Genomic DNA, 26968 nt, shown 5'->3' on the forward strand with positions numbered 1-26968 from the left:
TGAAAATGTGCAGTCGACTGCTGACGGTATAAAAGCCACTTTCGAAAATAGTCCTTTTTTTAAGCATATTGGTTTTGAAATCATAGAGTTTGATGATAACCGAGTGAAATTAAAGCTTAGGATTAGGGAGCAGCTGTTAAATGTAAATGGTACACTGCATGGAGGAATTCATGCAACGATGCTTGATTACGTACAAGGGATGCTTCTAAGAGCTATTACAAAGGAAAAGTGCATGACAACCAGCCTGACGACCCAATATTTCGCACCGGTATCAGAAGGTGAAATTATTGCAGAATCAAAAATTCTGAAGCTTGGTTTTAAGCTAGCCTTTATGGAAGCAGAAATTAAAAACTCAAAAGGTGAAATTCTGGCAAAAGGGTTAGGAAACTTTAAGCTGTTGCGTTCTTAAAATAAGTGTCAGGTTCCTCTTTGGTAATTATTCAGGAGCTCACTCAGATTCCCGGAGTTCCTTGTAGAGGATCAGGCAAGTAACCTCAGCTAACTTAAGAAGAACCTGGCGAAAAGTTAATAGAATGAAAAGGATTCTTAAGATAATTTTAAAATACATATACCCTCAGGATTTCGGTTTATTTTTGTAATTTTTAGAATAATTGTTGAATAATTCAATATTATGCTTATAATATATTTAAATACATACCTACCGGTTAGTATCTGAACTGTTAAGACCGGGACAGAAGGAGGAAATATATGAGATTAGCAGGAAAGTATTGTTCCTTGCATCCGAGGATCATCATTCATTACGAGGGCCACGCTTACAGTAGATGGGGAAGGCTTAACATGTAATACGAGGCGATGTTCCTTGTGTAAATTCTTTCTTTCATCAGCATAAAAAAATTTATATCAACAGGGACAGGTGAATGAATCCTAAGAGAAAAAAACATAATTTAGGCTGTTTCGTTAAGTGAAACGGATTTTATCAACGGGTACCTCTCTTTAGCAAAAACAGTAATACATGAGAAAAGAGCCTTAATCAAAAATAGGAGACCAATGGGATAGAGGGGATGTGATATAATTTCCTTGTAAATATTAGTAAGATTGCGAGGACAGCATAGTGAAGGAAAGAATAACGGAGCAAAGCATAAAACTATTTGAAGAAAAGGGCTTTAGAGATACCTCTATACAGAATATTGTTGATTCTCTTGGTGTGACGAAAGGGTCATTTTATTATTATTTTTCCAGTAAAGAAGAACTGTTAATGGATATTCATCTTGGATACATTAATGAATTGCTTTATAGGCAGGAGCAAATCCTTGAGGATGAGCAATTAAGCTACAAGCAAAAACTTTTCGATATTGTTTATATGCTGATCAGCAGCATTAAAACAAAAGGCTCTTCTGCGAAAATTTTCTTCAGGGAAATGCGGCATTTGAGTGCAGACCGGCTGGAGCAAATTGTATCAAAGCGGGATCAATTCAGGCTCAACGTTGAACGAATTGTTCGAGGCGGAATCGATAACGGAGAATTCCGTAAGGATTTAAATCCTTCCATTATCACCCTTGGCATTCTTGGGGCAGCAAATTGGAGCTATCATTGGTTTAACCCAGCTGGCAGTTCATCTGATCGTGAGATAGCCGAAACGTTTGTGGAAATGATCCTTAGGGGTATTCAAGTGGATTGAGATATTAAAGAGAGGCCAGTCTTCTCTCTCTGGGCTTTGCATACCTACCGGTTAGTATGAAAAACCTCAATCTGGCAACAGCAGTTTATAATAAGAAACCAGCGATTTATTTTAAAAACTGAACATTCAGTATTGGGTTGTATTATAAACCCAAATCAACAATCAAGGGGGAGTGTTCATGAGATTTACAGACTCAATTGCTCTTGTAACAGGTGCCGGAAGCGGCATAGGAAAAGCTGCAGCATTTAAGCTCGCCAAAGAAGGTGCCCGGGTTATTCTAGTAGGACGTACAGCATCAAAACTTGAGAAAGCTGCCATGGAAATTAATGAGGCGAATAGAATTCCTAGGGCAGATGTTTTCACTGCAGATGTTACAGATGAAGATGATGTCCGTGAATTAGCCGATTTTGTAAAGGAACAATATGGAGATTTGCATGTGCTCGTCAACAATGCTGGCGGATCGGTTCATTCAAAGATTATGGATACTTCAGAGAGAGATTGGGACTTTGTGCAAAATACCAATTTGAAAAGTGTTTTCCTCGTCTCAAAGCTGCTTGGGAAGCTGATGGCTGATTCATCTAGTGCAGATGGAGATTTTATACAGAACCGATCCATTGTGAATATTGCCTCTTTATCCGGTCATCAGGCTGGTGCGCATATTCCACATTATAGCGCTGCAAAAGCGGGAGTAATTAATTTTACGAGAGCATTGGCACTTGAGCTTGCTCCGTTTGGAATCAGGGTTAATTCAGTTTCACCGGGATTTGCCATAACCCCTTTAACGGAGCAGGGAATGAAGAATGAACAGTTTGTAAAAGCGATCCGGAGGAATACCGCCCTTGGACGGGCAGGAGAGCCGGGGGAAATAGCTAATGTCATTAGTTTTGTTGCTTCCAGTGAGGCTTCATATATGACTGGTTCGGATGTCCTGGTTGATGGCGGCTGGCTAATTAAATAAATGGGAGATGAATGCAATGAGAAATGAGCATTTAATCATAAATCAAACCGGAGCAATTCTGAACTTGACTTTAAATAGGCCGGACCGTTTAAATGCGTTCAGCCCTGAGATGATTTTGGGCTTAACGGAAGCGATTCGCGAGGCCGGCACCAATCCTGATATAAAAGTGATCGTCCTGTCCGGTACAGGACGCTCCTTCAGTGCCGGAGGAGATGTGAAATCCATGGGCCAGGCAAACGGAACTGGTGTTTACGAGCATATAGGCAGACTGAATCAATGCATTCTATCGATGAAAGAATCCGGTAAGCCAATCATAGCAGCTGTTCACGGATTTGCAGCGGGAGCTGGTTTTAATCTGGCACTTGCATGTGATCTGATTATTGCTGCAGACGACAGTCAATTCGCACTAAGCTTCTCCAAAGTGGGGCTTGTTTCTGATGGTGGCGGCTCTTATTTTATATCTAGACTCCTGGGACCCCATCTGGCCAAGCAATTCTTCTTCACAGCTGAACCCATAAAGGCTGAGCGGCTATATCAAATGGGCGTTATTAACTGTATCGTACCTGCGGAGAAATTGCAGGCCGAGACTCAGAAAATGGCCAGCCAATTGGCAGAAGGGCCAACGATGACTTATGGAATGATTAAAAAGCTTGTAGACCACTCCTTAACGTCCACTCTTGAAGAAATCCTTGAGCAGGAGCGAATTACACAAACGCTCATGGTTTCAACTGAGGACCATCACGAGGGCATTGCGGCTTTCAAGGAAAAAAGATTTCCTGTATTTAAAGGGAAATAAGGAGACCATCCATTGACAGGACATAAGAGAAGGCCTGCCTGAATCGGCTGACTAACCTGTGAAAAAGCTGGCTGTTTTGAGGATAAAAGCATTTTCATAAATTTCACATAGATATGCCTTTCAAATTCAATGTTCTTACTCATCAATGTTCAGGGTTCAGCCTTGCTCATTATACTTCACCGAAAGGGGGATGTTTTATGGAGAAGATTGTCCCGCTTACGCTGGATTCCCCATTCTCTGAAGGTATTGTCATGGTTTATGCAGTTCTGGGTGATTCAGCGACCCTTATAGACACAGGAAATCCGGGAGAGAGGTCTTTTTTTCAATTAAGAAGCCAGTTAAAAAAACAGGGGCTAAGGTTTAAGGATTTTGACCGTATCGTGTTAACTCATATGCATACTGATCATTCAGGAGGTGTAAGCCTGATTCAGCAGGAATCCGGGCTGCCGGTCTATGTCCATGAGGAAGCAAAGCATGTAATTACAAAAGGGGAAGTAGAGTTTCAGAGAATAAATCTATTTTTCAGCGAGTTTATTGAGCAATGCGGTGCAGATCACATGCTGCATCAGCATAATCGAAAATATAAGGAAGAGACTTGGACAGATGTTCATTATTTACATGATGGAGACGAGGTTCATATAGGGGGAAAGCCATTCCATGTCATGCATGTTCCCGGTCACAGCCAGACAGATATTCTTCTTTGGAGCGCTGTAAGCAGTTCAGCGTTTATGGGCGATCATTTAATTGAGGAAATATCTGTAAACGCCTTTGTGGAGCCCCCGCCCCCAGATGAACGGCAGAGGCCCCAACCGCTTATTCAGTATAGGGAGTCTTTAGAACGGGTTAAAAGGTTGCCGCTGCAAACTTGCTTCTCAGGTCATGGAAAGTCATTCAATCATCATACTAAATTGATAGACCGAAGATTGGCTGAGCACGAGTCCCGCTGCAGCCAAATTCACCATTTATTAAAGGATGGCAAAAAAAATGTTTTTGAGCTTTGTCAGGGGCTTTATCCGCGCTTAAAAGGAAAAACGGTCTTTCTTGGGCTTTCGCAAATACAGGGGCACCTGGATTTAATGGAACAAAGACAGGAAGTGGAGAGGGAGGACACAGAGAAAGTATATTACTATCAGTTGAAATAGCGTTTTGTCACTCTGCTTTCTTTCAATATTATAAAAGGAGTGGATACTATGAAGCTGAAGGATTTACTTGATAGGAATGTCAGTGAATTCGGAGAGTACCCATTTATTTATTATGAAGAAAAGAAGTATACAAATGTGGAAACAATAAACTTTGCTGACCAAATCGCCAATGGCCTTCATAAACTTGGAGTCAAGCCTGGGGACCGTATAGCCGTATGTATGCCTAATTGTCCTGAAGTAATATTTTCCTATCAGGGAATCACCAGGTGCGGTGCTGTCATTGTCCCTATCATGTTTACCCTCCATCAAAAGGAAATTCATTTTATAATCAAAAACTGTAAAGCAAAAGTGATTATTACCTCCTCATACACAGCGGAAAATGTAAAAAATGCCCTCGAGGGACTGGATAGCAAGCCTCTAATGCTCGTTGCAGACATTCCTTCGGGGAAGGGCATGACAAATCTTTACGATATGATGTCAGCTGATCCTGGAAATTTAAAGAGTGTTCCAGATCCAAGGGAGGAAGATACCGCTGTGATCTTATACACTTCAGGAACAACAGGGAATCCCAAAGGTGTCCTCTTAACCCATAAAAATTTGTTTTCGAATGCAGTTAACTCCGCTGTCCATAACCAAACTGAACGTGGTGCAACAATCGGTGTCTTGCCGCTTGCCCATGTATATGGACTTACGATTTCAAACGTCAGCTATATAACTGGAAGTTCTGTCGTCGTTTTCTCGAAATTTGATCCCGTCAAGGTGTTTAAAGCCATTGAAAAATATCAGGTTAAGGCATTTTCTGCCGTACCTGCAATGATTCATGCGATGCTCGCAAGTGAACATGCAGATCACTATGATACTTCCTCTCTGGAATGGGTCGGGTCCGGTTCTGCACCCCTTCCTATTGCGCTTCTGAACGGATTCCAGAAAAAGTTCAATGCCAAAGTCTTTGAAGGATACGGCTTATCTGAAGCAGCTCCTGTGGTTACTGCCCATAATAAAAAAATCACGGTTAAACCGGGGTCAGTTGGAATACCGATTCCAGGAACGAAAATAAAAATTGTAAACAGTAATGGGCAGGAAGTGCCAGCAGGAGAGGTTGGGGAACTGATTGTATGCGGTGATCATGTTACTCCTGGCTATTATCAGAATGAAGAGGAAACAAGCCGAGTATTAGTAGACGGCTGGCTGCATACAGGGGATATGGGAAGGTTAGACGAGGATGGCTATCTGTATATAGTGGACCGCAAAAAGGATTTAATTATCAGGGGTGGGTTCAATGTTTATCCGCGTGATATTGAAGAGCTGCTGAGTGGGCATGAACAGGTATTTGAAGCTGCTGTCATAGGGATCCCTGATGAAAGAATGGGGGAGGAGATCGTTGCATGTGTCGCTAAAAAGGCAGGTGCATCAGTGACTGAAGGTGACTTGATTCAATATTGCCAGGATTATCTTGCAAAGAACAAAACACCGAAAAGGATTATTTTTGTAGAGTCCCTGCCACGAAATGGTGTAGGAAAGATACTTAAGACCCGCTTAAGGCAATCAATTGCAGGAAGTATTACATCCGGATAAGACATCCAGCAAAAATTATAATGGTTATGGATGTGATAGTATGCAAGCATTATCTCAGTTTATACAGCGCACTGTTATTTACAGCGGTGCAAATTCCCGGGCCCTTATACCTGATTTATTTTGCGGTTTAGGTGCAAGAAGGGTTGTTCTATTTAGTGACAGGGGTCTTGAGAAAGCAGGTATAGTGGAAAAAGTATTGAAAATTTTTGAATCTGCTTCTGCACCAGAACTAGTAGGGATTTATCTAGATATTTCTCGGGATGCAGAGAGCAGCTCGGTAAACAGTGCTACCTCTTATGCAAGGAAAGTTGGCGCTGATGCGCTGCTGGCCGTCGGGGGCGGAAGCGTCCTGGATACGGTTAAAGGGGTAAAATACGCAATGCATAAAGGTTTGTCAGATATAAAGACGGTGATTCCCAAGGGCATATTATTTGAACAATTTCCAGATGCAAACCATATACCGATTCCGCATATTGCCGTGCCTACAACTGCAGGTACTGGTTCGGAGGTTTCCCCCATTGCGGTAATTTTCAATGAAAATACCAAAATGAAAGGCAACATCATCAATCCATACATTAGTTCCGATATAGCCGTTCTGGATCCAGAGTTCACTGTCGGACTGCCGGCTGCCATTACAGCATATACAGGATTCGATGCATTGACACATGCCATTGAGGCTCTGGCTTCACCGAATGCGACTGCCTTGACAGATGCGCATGCACTTCAGGCCATAAAGCTGATTGAACAAAGCCTGCCTGTCGCGGTTAAAAACGGGGAAAATATTCATGCGAGGATGGAAATGCTTTATGCCAGTTTAATGGGTATTACCGCATTTAGCTGTGCTTTAAATGCCATCCCAGTTCATAATTTTGCTCATGCTTATGGAGCTCTCTTTCGGATTCCCCATGGCCTGGCAAATGCAGTTTTCCTTCCTGTGGTCATGGAAATGCTGCCAGACCTGTATCTTCCTAAGATAATGGATCTAGCTTGCGCTCTGAATGTCAGGACAGGTGAAAGTGAGGATCGGGAAGAAATCTTGAAAAAAGCCATTAAGAAACTGCGCCTGCTTCAGCATAAGACTGGTCTTCCGCGTGATTTTTCAGCTTACAGTCTTACGGAAGAGGGGCTAAAGCATGCAGAGAAAGCAGTAGAAAACGACCCTGCTGCTGCAGCTTTTCCAATACCGAAGGAGCTGATCAAGGCTGTTGGCCTTAAGGTTGCACCTATTCATATAAAATAGAGGTTGGCAAATTGATCGTTTGTGGCTGCCTCTGAATTTTGGTCTTTCTAAGCTAAAGGTGGAAATTTTAAGTTAAACGGTACTAAATATAGAGTAATAACTTGATTTTTCTGAAATTTCAATCTAGAATAAGTATACATACCAACCGGTAGGTATGTATACGAAAATCCAATTTTAAAGATTAATAGAAAATAATTAAAAGTCTAAAAGATTAGATAGGAGTGAAAGGAATGCAGTTACGCCTTACTGAAGAACAAAAAATGGTTCAGAAAACAATCCGCAAGTTTGTTGAGAAGGAGTTAATTCCTCTTGAAAATGATGTCCTAAGAAATGAAAGAGAAGGAAAACCAAGCCTTCCGCCAGGTAAGTTGAAAGAACTGCAACTAAAGGCAAAGGAAGCAGGCTTCTGGGGGATTAATACACCAGAGCAATATGGCGGAGCGGATTTGGGACAGATGATGATGGCAATCGTCCTAATGGAAGTATCTAAGACATTTGTTCCTTTTCAATTTGGGGGATCTGCTGATAATATCCTATACTATGCAAATGACGAGCAGAAACAAAAATATTTAATTCCAACTATTGAGGGTGAAAAAAAATCATGCTTTGCAATGACTGAACCTGGAGCCGGTTCAGATACACGCAATATTAAAATGACTGCAGTAAAGGAAGGCAATGAGTGGGTTTTAAATGGCGAAAAGACTTTTATTACAGGCGGGAATGAAGCGGATTTTGTAATGGCCATTGCGATTACTGATAAAGAAAAGCATCAGGCAACAGGCCGTGAAGGAGTTACCTGTTTTATAGTTGACCGGGACATGGGCTGGAAATCTGAGTATATACATACGATGGGTGAATGGGGTCCAGCAAGTCTCGTGTTTGATAATGTCAGAGTCCCGGAAGAAAATATTTTAGGTGAAGTAGATGGAGGTTATAATCTGGGGCTGGAATGGATCGGTTTTGCAAGATGGGTGGTTGGAGCTAGAGCGATTGGTGCCGCAGAAAGATTGCTTCAAATGGCCATAGAATATGCAAAAGAACGCGTTACATTTGGAAAACCAATTGCCGAAAGACAAGCAATTCAATGGCAGATTGCTGATTCTGCAGTAGAGATTGAAGCAGCTAGATGGCTAGTACTAAATGCAGCTTATACACTTGATGCAGGCGAGGATAACCGCCACATGGCGTCAATGGCGAAACTTTATGGCGCGAATATGGGCAATCGTGTTGTAGACCGTGTAATGCAAATCCATGGGGGAATGGGCTATACAAGGGAATTGCCTATTGAAAGATGGTACCGTGAAGCCAGATTGTGGAGAATCTATGATGGAACAGATGAAATTCAGCGTATGATCATTGCAAGAAATCTGATAAAAGGCCACGTTAAGCTTGGCCAATTCGTATAGAAATAAATATTTTCAGAAAGGAAAGGGAGGATGAAAATGGCAGGCAGGTTTGAAGGAAGAGTAGCTTTTATCACTGGGGGAAGCCGAGGAATTGGTAAAGGGATCGTTCAGCTCTTTGCAGAAGAAGGGGCTACAGTCGCATTTATAGATTTGAACGAGGAAGCCCTAGGAGAAACAGCAAAAGAGCTGCAGGAAAAAGGATACGATTGTTATGCAAAGGTTGCAGATGTTACTGACCCTAAGCAGGTTAACGATGCATTCAAGGAAGTTCATGAGACATTTGGTTCAATAGATATACTGGTCAATAATGCTGGTGTAATCCGAGATAATCTTCTATATAAAATGACGGATTCTGACTGGCAAACCGTCATGGATGTACATCTTAAAGGGTCATTCTATGCATCACAGGCTGCTCAGAAATACATGGTTGAAAAAAAGTTTGGGCGGATCATTAATATTTCTTCAACTTCCGCCCTTGGTAATCGGGGACAGGCAAATTATGCAGCTGCGAAGGCAGGGCTGCAGGGATTCACTAAAACGCTCGCAATTGAACTCGGAAAATATGGGATTACGGCCAATTCGGTTGCTCCCGGTTTTATCGAATCAGAGATGACAAAAGAAACAGCCAAAAGGATAGGTATTTCTTTTGATGATCTTATTAAAGCCAGTGTTGCAAATATTCCAGTCGGCAGAAGCGGAAAACCTGCGGATATTGCTAATGCGGTGGCATTTTTTGCTGATGAGAATTCATCCTTTGTTAACGGCCAGGTTATTTACGTTGCAGGCGGCCCTAAGAATTAAATAAAAGTGAGGTGAAGATTAATTGTTCCAGCAGCATATAGGAAAGCGATCCAAAAAAGTGAAAAACATTGTTGAGCGTGGTGCTATCAAAAAATTTGCAGAAGCAATTGGTGATATGCATCCGATTTTTGTTGATGAAGAAACGGGCAGGAATTCAAGGTATAACCGGAATATTGCCCCTCCAACCTTTCCAAGGGTGTTTGATTACGGAACGATAGAGGGACTCAACCTTCCAAATAAAGGCCTTATACATGGGGAACAAACTTATCATTATGAAAGACCATTGCTGGTAGGGGAAGAAATCATCTGTTATTCAGAGGTAAAAAATTATTTTGAGAAAAAGGGAACTCATGGCGAGATGGGTTTTCTTGTACTTGAAAGCTTTGGGGAAGACGAGATGGGAAAAGTTGTTTTTACCTCAACACAAACCGTCATTATCACAGAAGCCGTAAGAAAGGTGCTGATCGGATGATAGCTATTGAAAAGCTTCATATAGGGGACGAATTGGAGGATATTCAGCTTGAACCGGTCAACCGGCTTAATTTGATTAAATATGCTGGAGCTTCAGGCGACTATAACCCGATCCATACGATCGACAGTGAAGCAGCAAAAGCTGGTCTGCCGGGAATTATTGCACATGGAATGTGGACAATGGGAAATCTGGCAAAGCTATTTAGTTCTTATTATCAGGAGGGCTTTATTCAGGATTATACAATTCGATTTAAAGGAATGGTTTTCTTGAATGATGTGATTACGCTTAAAGCAGAGCTCACAGAAAAAAATGGCAGCATTTCTCGATTCGAGGTAAAGGCTGTAAACCAAAATGGCAACGAAGTAATAAAGGGAGATGTATTTTTTAATACTTATTACGATTAATGAATTTAATTCTGGATGCTCATACCCGGCAGTAATTTGCTGGGTATATATCCATTCTCAAAGAGGGATTATCAATCATTCAGCTTACATATATTGACTCCATAGGCTGTTAAAACCAGTTAACAAAAAAAAATTATGACCCTAAAATAAGACAATGGGTCTAAAAATACTAAAAACTTCACATATTGCAAACTGGTAAAATACCAACTAGTCAGTATGATTAATTTTAGTAAAGAGGTGGGATTCATGAATTTCACTCATTCCGTAAAAGTGAGGCAATTGGAAGCAAGGCTGACAGAATTTATGGAAGAGTTTATCTATCCAAATGAGAACGTTTATAAGGAGCAGATTGGTAAAAGTGATCGTTTTTCAAAGGTTCCTCCAATCATGGAAGAGCTAAAAGAAAAGGCGAAAGAAAAAGGTCTTTGGAATTTGTTTTTGCCGGAAAGCGAATATGGCGGAGGACTGACGAATCTTGAGTATGCTCCTCTTTGTGAAATTATGGGGAGATCCAGTATGGCACCTGAGGTCTTCAATTGTGCAGCTCCCGATACAGGCAATATGGAAGTTTTAGTCCGCTATGGGACTGAGAATCAAAAACAGCAATGGCTCCAGCCGCTTTTAAGAGGAGAAATCCGCTCATGTTTTTCGATGACTGAGCCGGAAGTGGCCTCATCTGATGCAACGAACATCCAGTCAAGCATCGTCAGGGATGGAGAGGAGTATATCATAAACGGCACAAAATGGTGGTCGTCTGGTGCTGGTGATCCCCGTTGCAAAATAGCCATTGTCATGGGCAAGAATGATCCTTCTGCCCCTAAGCATGAACAGCAATCCATGATCTTGGTCCCGCTGGATACTCCTGGTGTGACGATTAAAAGGGTTTTGCCTGTGTTCGGTTATGACCATGCCCCCCATGGACATGCGGAAATTGAATATAAGAATGTGCGTGTGCCTGCAGCAAATATGCTTTTAGGGGAAGGCAAGGGATTCGCAATAGCACAGGGGCGTTTGGGCCCAGGCAGGATTCATCATTGCATGAGAACCATCGGTGCTGCAGAACGGGCGTTAGAGGAATTGTGCAAGCGTGTTCAGGACAGGGTTGCCTTTGGAAAGAAGCTATCTGATCAAGGGGTTATCCAGGAATGGATTGCAGAAGCAAGAATTGACATTGAGCAGGCCAGGCTGCTTACACTCAAAGCGGCTTTCATGATGGATACAGTCGGCAACAAAGAGGCAAAGGCTGAAATAGCGATGATAAAAGTGGTTGCACCAAATATTGCCTTAAAAATCATTGATCGGGCTATCCAAGCATTTGGAGCAGCAGGGGTCAGTGAGGACTATACATTGGCAGCTGCTTGGGCAAATATTCGGACGTTGAGATTGGCTGATGGGCCTGATGAGGTTCACAAGAGAGCCATTGCACGATACGAATTAAAAAAATATATGTAGGGAGGCTTGATTATGCATGTGAAAGAGTTATTTTCCTTAACAGGAAAAACAGCGATCGTAACTGGCGGAGGCAGAGGGCTTGGTGAACAAATCGCGCTAGGTTTTGCTGAAGCAGGGGCCAATGTCGTTGTTTGTTCCAGAAAGCTGGAAGCATGTGAAGACGTAAGCAAAAAGCTAAAGGAGCTAGGCGTAAATTCAATGGCTTTAAAATGTGATATCACGAATCCCCAAGATGTGAAGAATGTAGTCGATCGAACTGTAGAAAAATTTGGCAACATAGATATTCTTGTCAACAACAGCGGTGCCTCATGGGGTGCACCCGTCGAAGAAATGCCGCTCGAAGCCTGGCAGAAGGTCATCAATGTGAATGTAACTGGAACCTTTTTAATGTCGCAGGCAGCGGGCAAGGTAATGCTGGAGCAGGGATTCGGAAAAATAATTAACATCGCCTCAGTAGCTGGACTTAAAGGGTCTAATCCAAAATATATGAATGCCATCGGATACAACTCCAGTAAGGGGGCAGTAATTACTTTTACAAAGGACCTAGCCGTAAAGTGGGGGCCTCGCGGCATTTATGTTAATGCGATTGCTCCGGGATTTTTCCCGACAAAAATGTCCAAAGTTTTGCTGGAGGAAGGGGGCAGCGGAATACTGGAAGGAACTCCGTTAAGAAAATTTGGTTCTGATACAGACCTTAAGGGGGTAGCAGTATTTTTGGCTGCTCCAGCCTCGGATTATATTACTGGTGATGTTCTTGTCGTGGATGGAGGAACACATGTGCTATAAAACTAAACCGGAAAAAGGAGGTCAATTGAAATGAATAGAGATGCAGTCATTGTGTCAGCAGTCAGGACGGCTATCGGGAAGCAGGGAGGTGCGCTGGCCACAATTCCAGCGCATAACTTTGGAGCGGAAGTGCTGAAAGAAGCTGTAAGACGTGCAAATGTTGAGTCTAGTGAAATCGATGATGTCATCATGGGAAATGTGATTAGCGGAGGCGGGAATATCGCCAGGCTGACGGCCTTGCAAGCTGGTCTCTCACTTGAATTGCCTGGCATGACAATCGACCGGCAGTGCGGGTCCGGAATAAATGCTGTAAACCTTGCTGCGCAGGCAATACGCTCGGGTGATGGTGATATTTACCTTGCAGGCGGCATTGAAAGTATGAGCAGAGCACCGTACCTGATGGATCGCCCTGAAAAACCTTATAGCCCAGTCCCTCCAAGGTTCAGAAAATCACAGCTTTCCCCAAAGGAAATAGGGGATCCGACCATGGGGATCACAGCGGAAAATCTTGCTGAAAAATATTCAATTAGTAGGAGGGAGCAGGATGAATACTCACTCTTAAGCCAGAGGAAAATGGCATATGCCATGGAAGATGGACGTTTCGAGGAGCAGATTGTCCCGATTGCAATTCCTATGAAAAAAGGGGACCCTCTCCTATTTAAAAGAGATGAACACCCTCGCCCGCAAACAACACTTGAAGCTTTATCCAAGCTACAGCCTGCATTCTTACAGGGAGGCACTGTTACGGCGGGCAACAGTTCAGGCTTGAATGATGCGGCAGCAGCACTTGTGGTCATGTCAAGGGATAAAGCGGCAGAACTCGATATAAAGCCTTTGGCTGTAATAAGAGAACAAGCTTTGGCAGGGGTGGATCCGAACATCATGGGAATAGGTCCTGTCCCAGCAGTAAGGAGAGTTCTTGACAAATCTGGGCTAACACTGGAGGACATGGATCTCATTGAAATCAACGAGGCCTTTGCTGCTCAGGTTATTGCCTGTAACCGTGAGCTTGACATGGATATGGAAAAAGTGAATGTAAATGGCGGAGCCATTGCTCATGGGCATCCATTAGGTGCAACGGGAGCCATTTTGATTACAAAAGCAGTGTATGAGCTCGAAAGAAGAGGTGGGAGATATGCATTAATAACGGCTTGTATAGGCGGCGGTCAGGGAATTGCAACCATTATTGAACGAGAGTAATAACAAAAGGGGAGATATACGCTAAAATAGCTGGTCTCCCCCTTTGCAGGAGTGCCAAATAATAATTTGAAAAAGGAGGCTGGGTTTTATGGCTTCTGATACGATTCCTATCAGAAAAGGGGAAGAATTGGATGCTGCAGCAATCGAGGCATTTATGAGAGAGCATTTACCTAACCTTCCTGAGGGACCTCTAACTGTTGAACAATTTAGTTTTGGAAAGTCAAATTTAACCTATTTGCTTAAATTAGGGAATTGGGAAGCGGTATTAAGACGTCCGCCATTAGGACCGGTTACCCCAAGAGCTCATGACATGGGAAGAGAATACCGGATACTGGAAGAAATCAGCCCGCATTTTCAGGCAGCTCCTAAGCCTTTTATATTTGCAGATAAAAGTGTAATTGGTGCTCCATTTTTTATTATGGAAAGAAAAAAAGGGATCGTTTTAGATACAGATTTCCCTGAAGGAGTTGTCCCGACAATAGAAATTTGTAGAAACCTGTCAGAAACGATGGTCGATCAACTCGTGGCTCTTCATAGTATCGACTATACAAAAACAGGGTTAACAGAAATAACCAGGCCGGAAGGATTCATGAAAAGGCAGGTCATTGGCTGGATTCAGCGGTATGAAAAGGTTGAAACGGAAGACATTGAGGGTGTGGAGAAACTGAAGAAATGGATGATCACTCATGTCGCTGAATCAGAAGAACCAGCTATTATCCATTACGATTACAAGTTGAATAATTCAATGTTCGATGAGCAATTAAAGCAAATGGTTGGGCTATTCGATTGGGAGATGACTACCGTCGGGGATCCGCTAGCCGATTTAGGTGTGGCAATGAGCTATTGGATTGAGCCTGATGATTCTAATCTTCTGAAAAGGGGCATGGGCATGCCGCCAATTACAGCCACTTCCGGATTTATGACCAGGGAAGAGTTTATGGAAAGCTATGCCATAAAAAGCGGCAGGGATTTGACCAGTATGAATTTTTATCTAACTTTTGCCTACTTTAAGCTTGCAGTCATTTGCCAGCAGATTTATTACAGATGGAAAAAAGGACAGACAAAGGATGAACGTTTTTCAAGACTTGATGATTTTGTAAGCGGCCTGATTCAATATTCACTTTATACAGCTGACAAGAAATGAAAAACGGATTGGGGTGCTGAATATAATGAAGATTCATCTTCTATTAAAGAAGGAAGACATTGACTGCAATAAAATGCGCAACAATAAAATTGCTGTCGTTTTTGATGTTTTGCTAGCAACTTCTACTGTCGTCTCTGCTCTGGAATTCGGAGCAAGAGAGGTGATCCCGGTTCTGGGTGGCACTGCAGCTGAAGAAGAATCAAAGGGGATGGAAGAGGGCAGTTTTGTTCTGGTGGGGGAATATCAGGGGAATACAATTGATGGCTTCCTATCCCCAAATCCACTTGCATTAAAAGAAAAGATTCAAGGAAAAACGATCATACTATCGACAACAAACGGAACAGTTGCACTCAAAAATTCCTCTGAAGCAAAGGCTGTCTATGCTGCTTCCATTCTCAATTCAGTGGCAGTTGGAAATCATATTTTAAAAGAATATAAGGATGAGACAATCATCCTGGTTTGCTCTGGCTCGTCGAACGAATTTAATTTAGAAGACTTCTTTGGGGCAGGATGCTTCATTGATTCCCTTTTGAAACAATACAAGGGGAAGATTAATCTAAATGACTCTGCTATCGCTTCCCATAAGTTCTACCAAACAAACAAACGGGATGGTGCCGATGTGTTAAAAGCTTCGCGTGTTGGCAAAATGCTTATGAGAAATGGGTTTGAAAAGGAAATTGATTTTATCTCACAAGAAGGTGTGTTTACAGTGATTCCCAAGCTGAAAGGAAATAAGTATTTAATCTCCGTTTAAGTACCCTTAAATGATAGCGTTTACATAAAGGAGACGTACTTTATGTCATAAAAAAGGAAGTTAAAGCCTTGCTGGAATGTTCGCCAAAAATTCGGCATCGTAATTGAAGAGGAGACTCCTGATCGGTTATATAGCATTTAAATGATCGTGCCAGAGCCATGAAGGCTGAAAAAGCTGGCTAAAATTGAAGATCCTAGATGAACTGGTGGCTATTATCGAGGAGCGAATAGAATGAATAAAGCAAAAAAAGTAGATGAGGACATATTCTTTTCAACATTTCATGCTGACTGTATAAAAACGATTAAACAAATAAAGGAGGAGACTGATGGAGATTTTGATTCAGCAGCTATTCAATGGGCTGACAATCGGAAGTGTATATTCCCTTGTAGCCCTTGGGCTGACCCTAGTGTATGGTATCCTTCATATTCCAAACTTTGCACATGGCGCTTTGTACATGATGGGTGGCTATATTACCTTAATGATGATGGTGAATTACGGCCTTCATTACTGGCTGGCCATTCTTTTTTCTGTTTTAACAGTTGGTTTGATCGGAGTGCTTATGGAGAGGCTCGTTTTTCATCCTTTAAGAAATGCCCCTCCTATTCATGACAAAATTGCTGCCATTGGCATTTTGCTATTTTTGGAAGCTTTTGCACAATATGTCTGGGGTGCTGAATATAAAACGATGCCATCTCCATACGGTCAGGTCGTTCAGCTTTTCGGGCTGACATTTACCATGCAAAGGCTATTGATTATTGTTTCAGCTATTGTAGTTATGCTACTTCTTTATCTGTTCCTGAAGAAAACCTTTACCGGGGCAACAATTATTGCGATGTCACAGGATCGGGACGGTGCTAGCCTGGTTGGAATCAATACAAGCCGAGTGGCAATCCTTACCTTTCTAATTTCAGGAGGGCTGGCAGCCATCGCAAGCTCTCTGGCGGCACCTATTAACCTAGTCTTTCCAGGGATGGGCCATCTGGTCATTTTAAAAGCCTTTGTCATTATTATTCTAGGCGGAATGGGAAGCATACCTGGTGCGATTGTAGGGGGATACATTTTGGGATTTTCTGAAAGTCTAGGGGCAACCTATATTTCAAATGATTATAAAGATATCATAGCATTTATCCTCCTGGTCATTATCCTATCAATTAAGCCTACTGGCCTGTTTGCAAAGGGAGGGCATTAAAGATGAAAATACTGAAACGGCAATATATCATTCTGGCAATGCTGTTATTTGCCATTTTCTTTCCTCTAGTCACTCAAAATGAATACCTGGTTCATGTGATGACACTTTCATTCATCTGGATGATCGGTGTGTATGGTTTAAATTTATTGGCTGGATATACGGGGTATTTATCCTTGGCACATGCGGGGTTTTTTGCAATAGGAGCCTATTCGCTCGGCTTGCTGACTGTAAAAGCGCAGATGAATTTTTGGGCTGCATTTGTTCTGGCACTAGTCATAACCAGTGTTATAGGATTTTTGGTGGGACTCCTTGCGTTAAGGACTAAGGAACATTTTTTTGCAATATACACCCTGTGTGTCGGCTATATTATTTATTTGGTCATTGATAAATGGGAGAGTTTAACCGAAGGGGTCCGGGGATTGATAGGTATTCCTGCACCAGGAAACATCGGACCGATTTCATTTCAGACACCGTTGTCGCAATACTACCTGGTCTTGTCTATCTTGCTTCTGTCCGTCCTGGCAATGTATCGGATTATTCATTCACTGACCGGCAGAACGTATATTGCAATACGTAATAGCGAGGACCTTGCACAGGCCATAGGAATTTCGACAATAAAGAATAAGTTGACTGCATTTGTGCTTTCCACTTTTTTTGCAGGATTATCAGGTGCCCTTTATGCATCCTTCATCCGATTTATAGGTCCGGATATTGGGCATACCGTTATTACTTTTGATCTGCTGACATATTTGCTGGTTGGCGGGATCGGAACACTTTCGGGACCGATTGTCGGTACTGTTCTGGTTGTATGGATTTCTCAGCAGCTGCAATTTTTACAGGATTACAGAATGCTGATTTTTGGCCCGGTTCTTACCTTGCTCGTAATTTTTTATCCCCGTGGGATTGTTGGTGCCATTGCCAGCTGGACTAATAAGCAGGCAGGTAGAATGAAACAGCGTTCTCTCAGGGATGAAAAAAAGGAAGACAGCTTCCCAAGCAGTGATATAGCACCTGAAAATCAAGTAAAGGAGGGGTAAGGATGTTTCTAGAAACGAGAAATTTAACAAAAAGATTTGGAGGCTTGACTGCTGTCAATAATGTTGATTTTACTATTGAACAGGGGAAGATCAATGCAATTATCGGCCCGAATGGGGCTGGTAAATCTACCTTTTTTAATTTACTGAGCGGCTTCCATTCTCCCAGTTCTGGGAAAGTACTTTATAAAGGACAGGACATAACTGCTCTGCCTTCCAACAAAATCGCTAAGCTGGGTATAGCCAGGACCTTTCAGACTACCAACCTATTTGAACAATCAACCGTTCTTGATAATGTAATTGTCGGTCACCGGTTAAGGACGAAATCCACTTTGATCGACGCAATTTTCAGAACTCCAAGACTAAAGCGTGAAGAAGAACAATGCCGTGAGAAAGCCATGGAAGTAATTGAATTTGCTGGTTTGAAAAAAGTAGAAGATAAACTTGTTGGCAGTTTGACACAGGAAGAGAAAAAACGCACTGCGTTTGCTCTTGCACTCGCAACAGAACCTGAAATTGTATTTCTTGATGAGCCTGCAGCAGGTGTAAATCCTGAAGAAACTGAAGGATTGGCGGAATTGATGGAAAAAATGGTCCAAAACAGCATTACAGTGTGCCTCATTGAGCACAAGATGCAGATGATTATGAAATTGGCAGATAAAATTATGGTATTAAACTATGGTGAAAAGATTGCGGAAGGAACACCTGAGGAAATAAGGAATAACCCTACTGTCATAAAGGCATATCTGGGAGGGAACGCGAGTGCTTGAATTAAAGGATGTATCCGTAAAATATGGCAGTTTCACAGCAGTCCAAAATGTAAACCTTGATGTTTCAGAGGGACAGATCGTGGTCCTGCTAGGTGCAAACGGGGCTGGGAAAAGTACAGTTTTCCGGACAATCAGCGGCCTTAACAAAGCTGCTTCGGGAAGTACTCATTTCGAAGGAAGCTCCATTTCCAAAAGCTCTCCAGATAAAATTGTAAAGTCAGGAATTGTCCAATGTGCGGAGGGAAGAAAGCTATTTCCTATGATGACTGTTTACGAAAACTTAAAAATGGGTGCATTCGTTCACAGGAGTCATAGAAAAAAGACGAAAGATTCAATGGAGTATGTTTTTGAGTTATTTCCGACTTTAAGTGAAAAGCAGAATGACATGGCGGGTTCGTTAAGCGGCGGCCAGCAACAAATGCTGGCTATCGGCAGGGCACTGATGGCTAAGCCAAAGCTGATGCTGCTGGACGAACCCTCCATCGGGCTTGCTCCATTGATTGTTGAGCAAATGTTTGAGGTAATCCAGAAAATTAACCGTGAAGGCACCACCATACTCCTGGCAGAGCAAAATGCAAATGCGGCTTTGAAAATTGCAGATAAAGGATATGTGTTTGAAAATGGTTCAGTGGTTCTTGAAGGAACCTCGGAAGAGCTTTTTTCGAATGATGAAGTTAGGAAGGCCTATATTGGTGCTTAAGCCAATGTTAGTTTATAGGAGGTGATGGTCTGCGCTTTTAGGGTTGTGAGTATTTTAAATAATAAAATTTGTTAAAGCTTACCTTGATTATTTTCACACAGTAGAAGACGTAGAATCCTCGAAAATGCCTTCGCATTTTCTTCATGGTGCATTTTTTCAAAGAGGTCTTTCGAACATGTCCTGCGGGAGAGCGAAAAGGGAGACCACTAAGATACCGAGTAGAGTCAGATCGCCTGCTGAAAGTAAACACGGGAATGGGAATCAACTGACAAGGTTAACAAAGTGATTAAAAAGGGGGAAATGTTTAAAATGAAAAAAAAATGGGTCTTATTAAGTGTATTATTTGCCTTAATCATTAGCCTTTCAGCATGCAGTTCTTCACAACAGACAACAGCAAATGGAGAGAAAGGCAGTGCAAACGATGAGGGTACAGTCAATATAGGATACACGGGTCCTTTAAGTGGTCCAGCTGCCTTTTATGGAGAGCGTACACTGAATGGTGTAAAAATGGCAGCTGAAGAAATAAACGATGCGGGCGGTTTTGAAGTTAATGGGAAGAAAATGAAACTGAATGTTGTATCTTTAGATGATAAATATTTGCCAAATGAAGCAGGCGCCAATGCAAAGAGGCTAATGCAGGAAAATAAGACTCCGATTATTTTCACGCCTCACAGCGGCGGAGTTGCTGCTCTTCAGGTATTTAACCAAATGGAAAAATTCATTATTGGCGCATATACAAGTGAACCGCAGATCACTGAAAGTGGAAACAAATTAACCGTCCGGATTCCACCACGATACGATGGTTATATTGAGCCTTTCACCAAATACGCAATGGGGAATTTCGGAAATAAGATTGCCTTTCTTCCGACTGCATCACAATATGGAAAAGACTGGGCTGAAGAATTACAGCCATATTGGGAGAAACAGGGAGGAAAAGTGGTTTACAATTCTTCAATTGACTTTGCAAAAGAAACAGATTTCTTTACCATTGTTACGAATGCGTTAAAAGAAAACCCTGATGTATTATTTATCGGCGGACCGTCTGAACCAACCGCAAAAGTTGCAAAACAGGCGAGAGAACTTGGATTCAAGGGCGGTTTCATTGTGATGGACCAGGCGAAATTTGATGAAATGAAGAAAGTGACAGGCACATACGATGTTCTGAACGGTGCAGTTGGCGTAATGCCATTAGTTGATTCCGATAGCCCAGGGGTTCCGAATTTTGTCAAAAGCTATAATGAGAAATACAATGAAGATCCCGGCTCCGAAGCTGGTTTAAACTATTTTGCAACCTATGCGTTGGTGGAAGCGATGAAAGCTGCAGGCACAGCAGATGACACTGAGAAAATTATGGCACATATGCAGGACGGTTTGGATAATATGCCTGAAGATAAGAAAGTATACCTCATCCCGACGATTGATAAGCACGGCGGATTTGATGCGGAATTGACTGTGGCGGCCATTGAAGATGGCAAGATTGTACCTATAAAGGTGAAGTAAGAGCAGTTTTTTTGCTAACCTCCAATAATTAGCTGCAGAAAAATAAATGTAGGAGCTGGTATATGCCAGCTTCTTAGGCTGTCGACAAAGTCGATAGCCGTTTTTGTGATTAATACATCATCAATATATGGCAGTGTTTCGGAACATGAAATACCAAATATGCTACAAAAAAAGAAGCAAAACCTTTTTTCCAAGATGAATTTTTGAATAAGGGTTTGTCTACACTTTGGAAAAATTTTGGACTTGTTGGAGAGAGTGGTTGCGGAAAATCGACAACTGGTAGAACAATACGACGGTTAAAAAATCCAACTTAGGGCCAAATTTATTTTGGTAATAAAAAAATAAGTAATCTTTCAAACAAAAGGATGAAACAGTTTAGAAGAAAGATTCAAAAGATTTTTCAATATCTATACGCATCCTTAAATCCTAGTACAACTGTTCGACAAATACTGATTGAGCCACTAAGAGTCCATAAGCTCTATAGTAAAGAGGAGCGAGAAGTAAGGGGTGCCACAAAAAAGTAGGTGTTGAATTTGGATCGATAGCGTATGGAGTAGCTTCAAGGATTTATAGAAGAAAGGCTGGTCATTAATAGATATAAGCTTTGTGATGATAAAGCAACGCAGCATTAAGGATAAGGATGAGAATGAAGCGATCCGGAATTCATGCGCTTTAGCAGTTCACTCTATTAAGGCAGTCAGTGCTCACATACTAACCATTAAGAAAGCCTGACTAAAATACCAGGCTAATTTCTAACGATAAAGGAATAAATGTTCATATAATATAAATTAACGCATTCATAAACTTGCCTTAGTAAACGACCAAACCCTTAGTGTATAAAGGTTTGGTTGTTAGTATTATGATGGATTAACGCTTAATTTATAATTACACATTTGTCAACAAATTAATTAGATTTCTCTGTTTCTGTGCTAAAGGAACTAAGTTTAAGAAATGATCAGAGGTATAAATCTGTGATCATTTTTGCGATACAAATGTAATAGTTTGTGGGAATCTTTAAAACAGAAACCATCACGGTTACTATAGCTAATAAAAGCTTACTTTATACTTTCCTGGTATATTTGTTCACCGTCCTTAGTGAAGACTTTTATCCTTTGAATGCTGTCAGGGTCTAACTTTGTTTTAGCTATGTAACTCTCTGTATAAGAATTCTCTTTGTTTGAATTAACTACAAATTTTTCTGTTTTTCCCTCTTGCGAATTTAACTCAAAGTAACCGACTTCCTGAGGGTCTCTCTCAAACTTTACTCCTGTATAATTATTATATTCTCCTTCAAGAAAAAGAACATAAAAATCTAAACCCTTTTGCTTTCCCATTTCAGTTTTCACTTCTCCATTTTTACTGTACTCAACTAACCCTATCGTATTCTCAGAAGTATTTTCATATAAAAAATATATATGATCTTCATCCGGATGAAATTCTAAGCTTTCATATTCAGTGTGTTTCATATAATCATCATAAGCATTTAAAAAGGTGTTTCCATTTGAGCCAAATTCATTAAATACTGATACATATACTACAAGCCCAAATAAAAGAGCCCCTAAAAGCAGCAATGCAGAGATTGAATATCTTTTCATTAAAACACCTTCCAGTTATTTACTATAATATAAATGCTATGAAAAGAGTTGGAGAATTGCAAAGGGGAAAACTTCCAGTTCCAAAGTTCTTAGCTATATTACTAGTAATTCCTTTATTCACTGTTACTACTAACACTAATGCAGAAGAAGAGATCCAAGTTCCGGTAGTTAAATTATCATCAGAGATCATTAAATTATATTGGATCAAGTGGTGCCTCAGTTTCTGGGTCAGGAGAATCAATTGGAAGCGGACCCTTCGAGATGGTTCAGATTGCCATTAGCTGTCATAGTCGTTAGAATTCGATCTATTTCTTGCGGAGATTCCTTCCTGCCACTATCCAGCCATTTTTGAATGAATTCAATACGTGCAATTGGTGTTATTAAAGTGTACAGGAGCAACACCGTAAAAAATTGCATAAGATGGATTGGTGGGCAATTAGAAAAAAGAGGAGGAGATCCCTATTTTTTATCATATAAAAGAATTGCAATATCAGGCTAAACCCGAAAGGCCAGATCCAATTTTCGCAAAAAAGTTACAGGAAGTACTGGGAGGGCAATTTGGAGAAATCTCTGTTGCACTTCAATACCTATTTCAAGGGTGGAATGTAAGAGGGAATGGAAAGTATAAAGATTTGCTAATGGATACTGGGACAGAAGAGCTTGCACATATAGAGATGCTGGCAACCATGATAGCCCGTTTGTTAGATAATGCGCCGGTAGGAGACCTGGAAGAGGCCGCGAAGGATCCAGTCTTAGGTGCTATTCTAGGTGGTATGAACCCGCAGCATGCTATTGTGTCAGGACTGGGTGCGATGCCATCTGACAGTGTCGGTAACCGTTGGAAGGCTGACTATATTGCTGCGAGTGGCAATCTTTTAGCTGATTTCAGAGCTAATTTAAATGCTGAATCTCAAGGAAGACTCCAGGCTGTTCGTTTATACGAGTCTACAAATGACAGAGGCGTAAAGGATATGCTGTCTTTTCTTATTGCACGCGACACGATGCACCAAAACCAGTGGATTGCGGCTATTAAGGAACTTGAGGAAGCAGAAGGAGGCATTGTTGTTCCGGTAGCATTCCCTAAAGAGCTTGAAAAACGTGAAGTATCCTATACTTTATTTAACTTTTCACAAGGGAATGATAGTGCAAAGGGAAGGTGGGCACATGGAACGAGCATGGATTGTCAGGGTACATTCAATTATGTTGAACATCCGCTTCCATTTGCTAAGGCACCAAAACTAAAACCGGCGCCGCCATATATTTTTAATACTCCACCACAAGCTCTAAAGATGAACCCGACAAATATTCCTCCCAGCATGTGCTAATTTTTAATCAGGTAGCAGTAATACTGTTCTAATTTAAATCAATGCCCCACTTTTCCAAACAAGTGGGGCTCTTTTAATACATTTAATCTTGTAAGAATTATTGCAGACTTACCCGAGTATGCACAGGTTACATAAAAAATTTTAACAGCCATGCTTAATCTGTCTTAACATGCATAAAAGTACCTTAAATTTAGGAATCCACTAAACAGCTGTTAGGAAATCCGTTCTGCCAACAATATAGCTGTTCTTTAATCACATGATTGAGAAATTGCTCTATTTGTTCTTCCGATGTACCAGGTGTATGAGTATGATAGCCAATTGTCAATGTGAGTCTTCTGTTATACGAACTAGCTCCTCAAGATATCATTTTATTTGAGATAGACCCCCTTATAGCCCAGGCTTTGAAACTAAAAAAAATTATATTGAATGGTATGAATTCTTAACAAAATGACAAATTTATTTGACCTAATGTTAAGTATCCTTTACAATGAAGATGCAGGAAACGGTAATAGGGGATGTTAGATATGCTGAGAAATAGAGTGAAGGAATTAAGAGCGAGGCATGATTTTACTCAATCTGATTTAGGTAAATTAGTTGGGGCCACCCGTCAAACTATTGGCATGATTGAAAAAGGGGACTATGCTCCATCTGTGCTGCTAGCACTGAAAATTTCTAAAGCATTACGTGTGAATTTAGAGGAAGTGTTTTGGATTGAGGGGGAGGAGTAATCATGGAACGGTTTTTGCGTTCACCTTTTACAATGAGCGTGTTTCTAATTGGGCTTGCGGTCATTTATTCAATGAGCATCGTTTTAGAGCAGCAAAATTACATGACGACAATGATTTTTATTTCTTATGCTATTTTTGTCATCATCTATTTCGGAACAATGGTTTATTTTAACCGCAAGTACCCAGACAGGAAGATTCGTATTCTTACCTTCATCCCTTATGAACTGAAGGAGGAAGATGAAGGACATCAATATATTACGTATCGGGCTTGCCGTAAGGTTTATATTTATTACTATTTTGCAATTCCGGCAGCAATTGTTGCGGTGACACTTTTTAAAGATGTCGAGCTGCTCCCAGTCATCACTTTGACTGTACTTGGCATTGGGCAGTATTTTATTTTTTGGTCGGAAGTTAAAAAACTTTATGAATAAGGGGAGTACGTGAAATGATTTTATCGTATATATTGGTATTTCTTCTGGCAGCAATCCCGTTATTTGAACTTATTACTGTTATTCCATTGGCTATCATCGGTGGTTTATCTCCAGTATTGACCGCGATAGTTGCCTTTTTAGGGAATGCTCTGACTGTCGTTTTGTTAATTGTTTTTGTGGATCAAGTGAAGAAATGGATGAAAAAGAGAAAACAAAAGAAGCGTATGCAAGAAATTATCCATGTTGAAGAAGTTGCAGCAGCACAAGCAGATGCTGAGGGCATGGAAGAGTCGAAAAAAAGCAAGCGTGCCCGTGTACTTTTTGACAAATATGGCTTACCCGGCTTGGCGATCATTGGCCCTTTTTTCGTCGGATCTCATATATCCGCATTTATGGGTATGAGCTTTGGTTCGACAAGAAAGAGGGTAACCGGCTGGATGCTGGCGAGTTTATTCCTTTGGACAGTCATTATCTCTGTAGCTGCAAGTTATGGAATTACCTATTTTATGCCCCATGTCGAAGAAGATGGCTTTTTAGTCCGCCTATTCAGCAACTAATATTTCAGATTGATACCTTTAAGATCCTTCATACTAATAAATTTATCGGGCGCTTTTGCATAGAAAGTGTCCTTTTTCTTTTCACTGAGTTGGAACTGAATTCATTTTGCATGGTAGAGTGACACAGAAAAGGGTACTATACTTTCTAAGGTAACTGGAAAAATGATATTGTGAAAATACGATTAGAAGTATTAGGGAGTATAGCCCAAAAAATGTACAAATGTGGTGCGTAACATAATATGAGGCTATTAAATTGAATTAAAACTCGACAAAAGAAAGGAGACTTTATGAAATCTATATTATTAACCGGACAATCCAACATGGCTGGCAGAGGATTTTTGGAAGATGTGCCGCCTATTATTAATGAGAACATACAGGTGCTGCGAAACGGCAGATGGCAAATGCTGGCGGAACCGATCAATGTTGATCGCCACGTTGCTGGTGTTGGGCCGGCTGCCTCTTTTGCCGAGGCTTGGACAAAGGATCATCCAGGCGAGAAAATAGGGCTTATTCCATGTGCAGAGGGAGGCAGCTCTATTGATGAATGGGCAATCGATGGAGTATTAACCAGACACGCGATTTCTGAAGCAAAATTCGCAATGGAAACAAGTGAACTAGTCGGAATCCTGTGGCATCAGGGTGAAAGCGACAGTTACGGAGAACGGTATAAAACATATGAAGATAAATTGCTTTCATTGTTTAAACACTTGAGGGAAGAATTGAATGCATCGGATATTCCGATCATTATAGGTGAGCTGGGGCATTATCTGGGGCAGTCGGGATTTGGGAAAACTGCGGCAGAATACAAACAAATAAACGAGATTTTGTCTAAAGTAGCTCACTCTGAAAAGAATTGTTATTTTGTAACTTCAAGAGGCTTGACGGCAAATCCAGATGGCATACATACTGATGCTGTTTCCCAAAGGAAATTTGGATTAAGGTATTATGAAGCTTTTTCAAAACAAAAGCATGTTTTAGATAGCCTGGATTTAGAAGAGGAATGGATCGAAAAGGCCGCAAAACGTGAACTGACGAAAAATGAACAGATCTTTGTTGAAAGTACAAAGTTTGCCTTAGGAGAAATGACCTTTGAGGAGTTTTCAAAAGCTGTCTCTCATAAATAAAATTTAAATATAGAAGAGAGCTTACCTGTAAACTTAAAGGGTTCCGTTTTGAGGTACTTTTCTAAAAATATGCACCGAAATTGACAGTTCTTTTGACATCTCAAATGGCTATAATAGAGCAAAGAGGCTGGGACAAAACCCACCTCTGAAATGAAAAAGCCGGTGACATTTTACGACGAGTAAAATGTCACCGGCTTTGATTGTTTTTGAGAAAAATAAGGACCACTTCTGATACAATTAAGTTAC

28 protein-coding genes are annotated in these 26968 nt (G+C 41.2%); 27 read left to right on the forward strand and 1 reads right to left on the reverse strand.

Translation table 11 applies throughout. The features are described 5' to 3' along the window. Window positions 1–7 precede the first annotated feature (7 nt). The 22 genes from M3205_RS12275 to M3205_RS25630 all read left to right on the forward strand — a co-directional run bounded on the left by M3205_RS12275 (window position 8) and on the right by M3205_RS25630 (window position 21694). Window positions 8–409 (forward strand): PaaI family thioesterase, encoded by a 402-nt coding sequence (locus M3205_RS12275; RefSeq protein WP_251170172.1) that lies wholly within the window; start codon window positions 8–10, stop codon window positions 407–409. Between the two features lie 663 nt (window positions 410–1072). Next, window positions 1073–1639 carry a TetR/AcrR family transcriptional regulator gene (locus M3205_RS12280; protein ID WP_251170173.1) on the forward strand — a complete coding sequence of 189 codons (567 nt, stop codon included), beginning with the start codon at window positions 1073–1075 and terminating at the stop codon, window positions 1637–1639. Between the two features lie 178 nt (window positions 1640–1817). Beyond that, the gene (locus tag M3205_RS12285) at window positions 1818–2597 is read left to right on the forward strand and encodes an SDR family NAD(P)-dependent oxidoreductase (protein WP_251170174.1); all 780 of its coding nucleotides are present in this window, start codon (window positions 1818–1820) and stop codon (window positions 2595–2597) included. 16 nt (window positions 2598–2613) lie between these two features. Further along, a complete protein-coding gene (locus M3205_RS12290) occupies window positions 2614–3393 on the forward strand; it encodes an enoyl-CoA hydratase/isomerase family protein (RefSeq protein WP_251170175.1) in 780 nt (259 codons plus the stop codon). Window positions 3394–3590: 197 nt separating this feature from the next. After that, window positions 3591–4535 (forward strand): MBL fold metallo-hydrolase, encoded by a 945-nt coding sequence (locus tag M3205_RS12295; RefSeq protein ID WP_251170176.1) that lies wholly within the window; start codon window positions 3591–3593, stop codon window positions 4533–4535. A 48-nt stretch (window positions 4536–4583) separates the two neighbouring features. After that, window positions 4584–6110, forward strand: coding sequence for a class I adenylate-forming enzyme family protein (locus M3205_RS12300; protein ID WP_251170177.1), 1527 nt, complete (start codon window positions 4584–4586; stop codon window positions 6108–6110). 40 nt (window positions 6111–6150) lie between these two features. Next, window positions 6151–7350, forward strand: a complete 1200-nt coding sequence (locus M3205_RS12305) for an iron-containing alcohol dehydrogenase (protein WP_251170178.1) — start codon at window positions 6151–6153, stop codon at window positions 7348–7350. A 230-nt stretch (window positions 7351–7580) separates the two neighbouring features. Further along, window positions 7581–8756 carry an acyl-CoA dehydrogenase family protein gene (locus M3205_RS12310; protein ID WP_251170179.1) on the forward strand — a complete coding sequence of 392 codons (1176 nt, stop codon included), beginning with the start codon at window positions 7581–7583 and terminating at the stop codon, window positions 8754–8756. Between the two features lie 36 nt (window positions 8757–8792). Continuing rightward, the gene (gene fabG, locus M3205_RS12315; RefSeq protein ID WP_251170180.1) at window positions 8793–9557 is read left to right on the forward strand and encodes a 3-oxoacyl-ACP reductase FabG; all 765 of its coding nucleotides are present in this window, start codon (window positions 8793–8795) and stop codon (window positions 9555–9557) included. 22 nt (window positions 9558–9579) lie between these two features. Continuing rightward, window positions 9580–10029, forward strand: coding sequence for a MaoC family dehydratase N-terminal domain-containing protein (locus M3205_RS12320; protein WP_251170181.1), 450 nt, complete (start codon window positions 9580–9582; stop codon window positions 10027–10029). Continuing rightward, on the forward strand, window positions 10026–10433 hold the full coding sequence (locus M3205_RS12325) for a MaoC/PaaZ C-terminal domain-containing protein (RefSeq protein WP_251170182.1): 408 nt from the start codon (window positions 10026–10028) through the stop codon (window positions 10431–10433). Before M3205_RS12320 ends, M3205_RS12325 begins: the two co-directional genes overlap by 4 nt. Window positions 10434–10679: 246 nt before the next feature. Beyond that, window positions 10680–11885: an acyl-CoA dehydrogenase family protein gene (locus tag M3205_RS12330; protein ID WP_251170183.1), complete on the forward strand. Its 1206-nt coding sequence runs from the start codon at window positions 10680–10682 to the stop codon at window positions 11883–11885. A 12-nt stretch (window positions 11886–11897) separates the two neighbouring features. Next, complete coding sequence (locus tag M3205_RS12335) at window positions 11898–12671, forward strand: SDR family oxidoreductase (protein ID WP_251170184.1); 774 nt, start codon at window positions 11898–11900, stop codon at window positions 12669–12671. Between the two features lie 30 nt (window positions 12672–12701). After that, window positions 12702–13871 (forward strand): thiolase family protein, encoded by a 1170-nt coding sequence (locus M3205_RS12340; protein ID WP_251170185.1) that lies wholly within the window; start codon window positions 12702–12704, stop codon window positions 13869–13871. A gap of 88 nt (window positions 13872–13959) precedes the next feature. Beyond that, window positions 13960–15015 (forward strand): phosphotransferase family protein, encoded by a 1056-nt coding sequence (locus M3205_RS12345; protein ID WP_251170186.1) that lies wholly within the window; start codon window positions 13960–13962, stop codon window positions 15013–15015. Between the two features lie 25 nt (window positions 15016–15040). Beyond that, complete coding sequence (locus tag M3205_RS12350; RefSeq protein WP_251170187.1) at window positions 15041–15769, forward strand: 2-phosphosulfolactate phosphatase; 729 nt, start codon at window positions 15041–15043, stop codon at window positions 15767–15769. A gap of 325 nt (window positions 15770–16094) precedes the next feature. Beyond that, complete coding sequence (locus M3205_RS12355) at window positions 16095–16958, forward strand: branched-chain amino acid ABC transporter permease (RefSeq protein WP_251170188.1); 864 nt, start codon at window positions 16095–16097, stop codon at window positions 16956–16958. 2 nt (window positions 16959–16960) lie between these two features. After that, window positions 16961–17995 (forward strand): branched-chain amino acid ABC transporter permease, encoded by a 1035-nt coding sequence (locus tag M3205_RS12360; RefSeq protein ID WP_251170189.1) that lies wholly within the window; start codon window positions 16961–16963, stop codon window positions 17993–17995. Between the two features lie 2 nt (window positions 17996–17997). After that, on the forward strand, window positions 17998–18762 hold the full coding sequence (locus tag M3205_RS12365; RefSeq protein WP_251170190.1) for an ABC transporter ATP-binding protein: 765 nt from the start codon (window positions 17998–18000) through the stop codon (window positions 18760–18762). Continuing rightward, window positions 18755–19462, forward strand: a complete 708-nt coding sequence (locus tag M3205_RS12370) for an ABC transporter ATP-binding protein (RefSeq protein ID WP_251170191.1) — start codon at window positions 18755–18757, stop codon at window positions 19460–19462. Before M3205_RS12365 ends, M3205_RS12370 begins: the two co-directional genes overlap by 8 nt. Window positions 19463–19771: 309 nt before the next feature. After that, on the forward strand, window positions 19772–20962 hold the full coding sequence (locus M3205_RS12375; protein WP_251170192.1) for an ABC transporter substrate-binding protein: 1191 nt from the start codon (window positions 19772–19774) through the stop codon (window positions 20960–20962). 609 nt (window positions 20963–21571) lie between these two features. Further along, window positions 21572–21694 (forward strand): hypothetical protein, encoded by a 123-nt coding sequence (locus M3205_RS25630; RefSeq protein WP_285886282.1) that lies wholly within the window; start codon window positions 21572–21574, stop codon window positions 21692–21694. Window positions 21695–22017: 323 nt separating this feature from the next. Here M3205_RS25630 and M3205_RS12385 read toward each other — a convergent pair whose 3' ends face one another. Beyond that, the gene (locus M3205_RS12385) at window positions 22018–22557 is read right to left on the reverse strand and encodes a hypothetical protein (RefSeq protein ID WP_251170193.1); all 540 of its coding nucleotides are present in this window, start codon (window positions 22555–22557) and stop codon (window positions 22018–22020) included. Window positions 22558–23018: 461 nt separating this feature from the next. On the opposite strand from M3205_RS12385, the gene M3205_RS12390 reads away from it, so the two are divergent. The 5 genes from M3205_RS12390 (at window position 23019) to M3205_RS12410 (ending at window position 26722) form a co-directional block, all read left to right on the forward strand. Next, window positions 23019–23882, forward strand: a complete 864-nt coding sequence (locus M3205_RS12390; protein WP_159865807.1) for a manganese catalase — start codon at window positions 23019–23021, stop codon at window positions 23880–23882. Window positions 23883–24406: 524 nt separating this feature from the next. Next, the gene (locus M3205_RS12395) at window positions 24407–24610 is read left to right on the forward strand and encodes a helix-turn-helix transcriptional regulator (protein WP_251170194.1); all 204 of its coding nucleotides are present in this window, start codon (window positions 24407–24409) and stop codon (window positions 24608–24610) included. A gap of 2 nt (window positions 24611–24612) precedes the next feature. Beyond that, window positions 24613–25041, forward strand: a complete 429-nt coding sequence (locus M3205_RS12400) for a hypothetical protein (protein WP_251170195.1) — start codon at window positions 24613–24615, stop codon at window positions 25039–25041. Window positions 25042–25055: 14 nt separating this feature from the next. After that, on the forward strand, window positions 25056–25598 hold the full coding sequence (locus M3205_RS12405; protein WP_251170196.1) for a small multi-drug export protein: 543 nt from the start codon (window positions 25056–25058) through the stop codon (window positions 25596–25598). A gap of 287 nt (window positions 25599–25885) precedes the next feature. After that, window positions 25886–26722 carry a sialate O-acetylesterase gene (locus M3205_RS12410; RefSeq protein ID WP_251170197.1) on the forward strand — a complete coding sequence of 279 codons (837 nt, stop codon included), beginning with the start codon at window positions 25886–25888 and terminating at the stop codon, window positions 26720–26722. Window positions 26723–26968: the final 246 nt, after the last annotated feature.

The organism is Cytobacillus firmus (assembly GCF_023715565.1).
GTDB lineage: Bacteria > Bacillota > Bacilli > Bacillales > Cytobacillaceae > Cytobacillus > Cytobacillus firmus_C.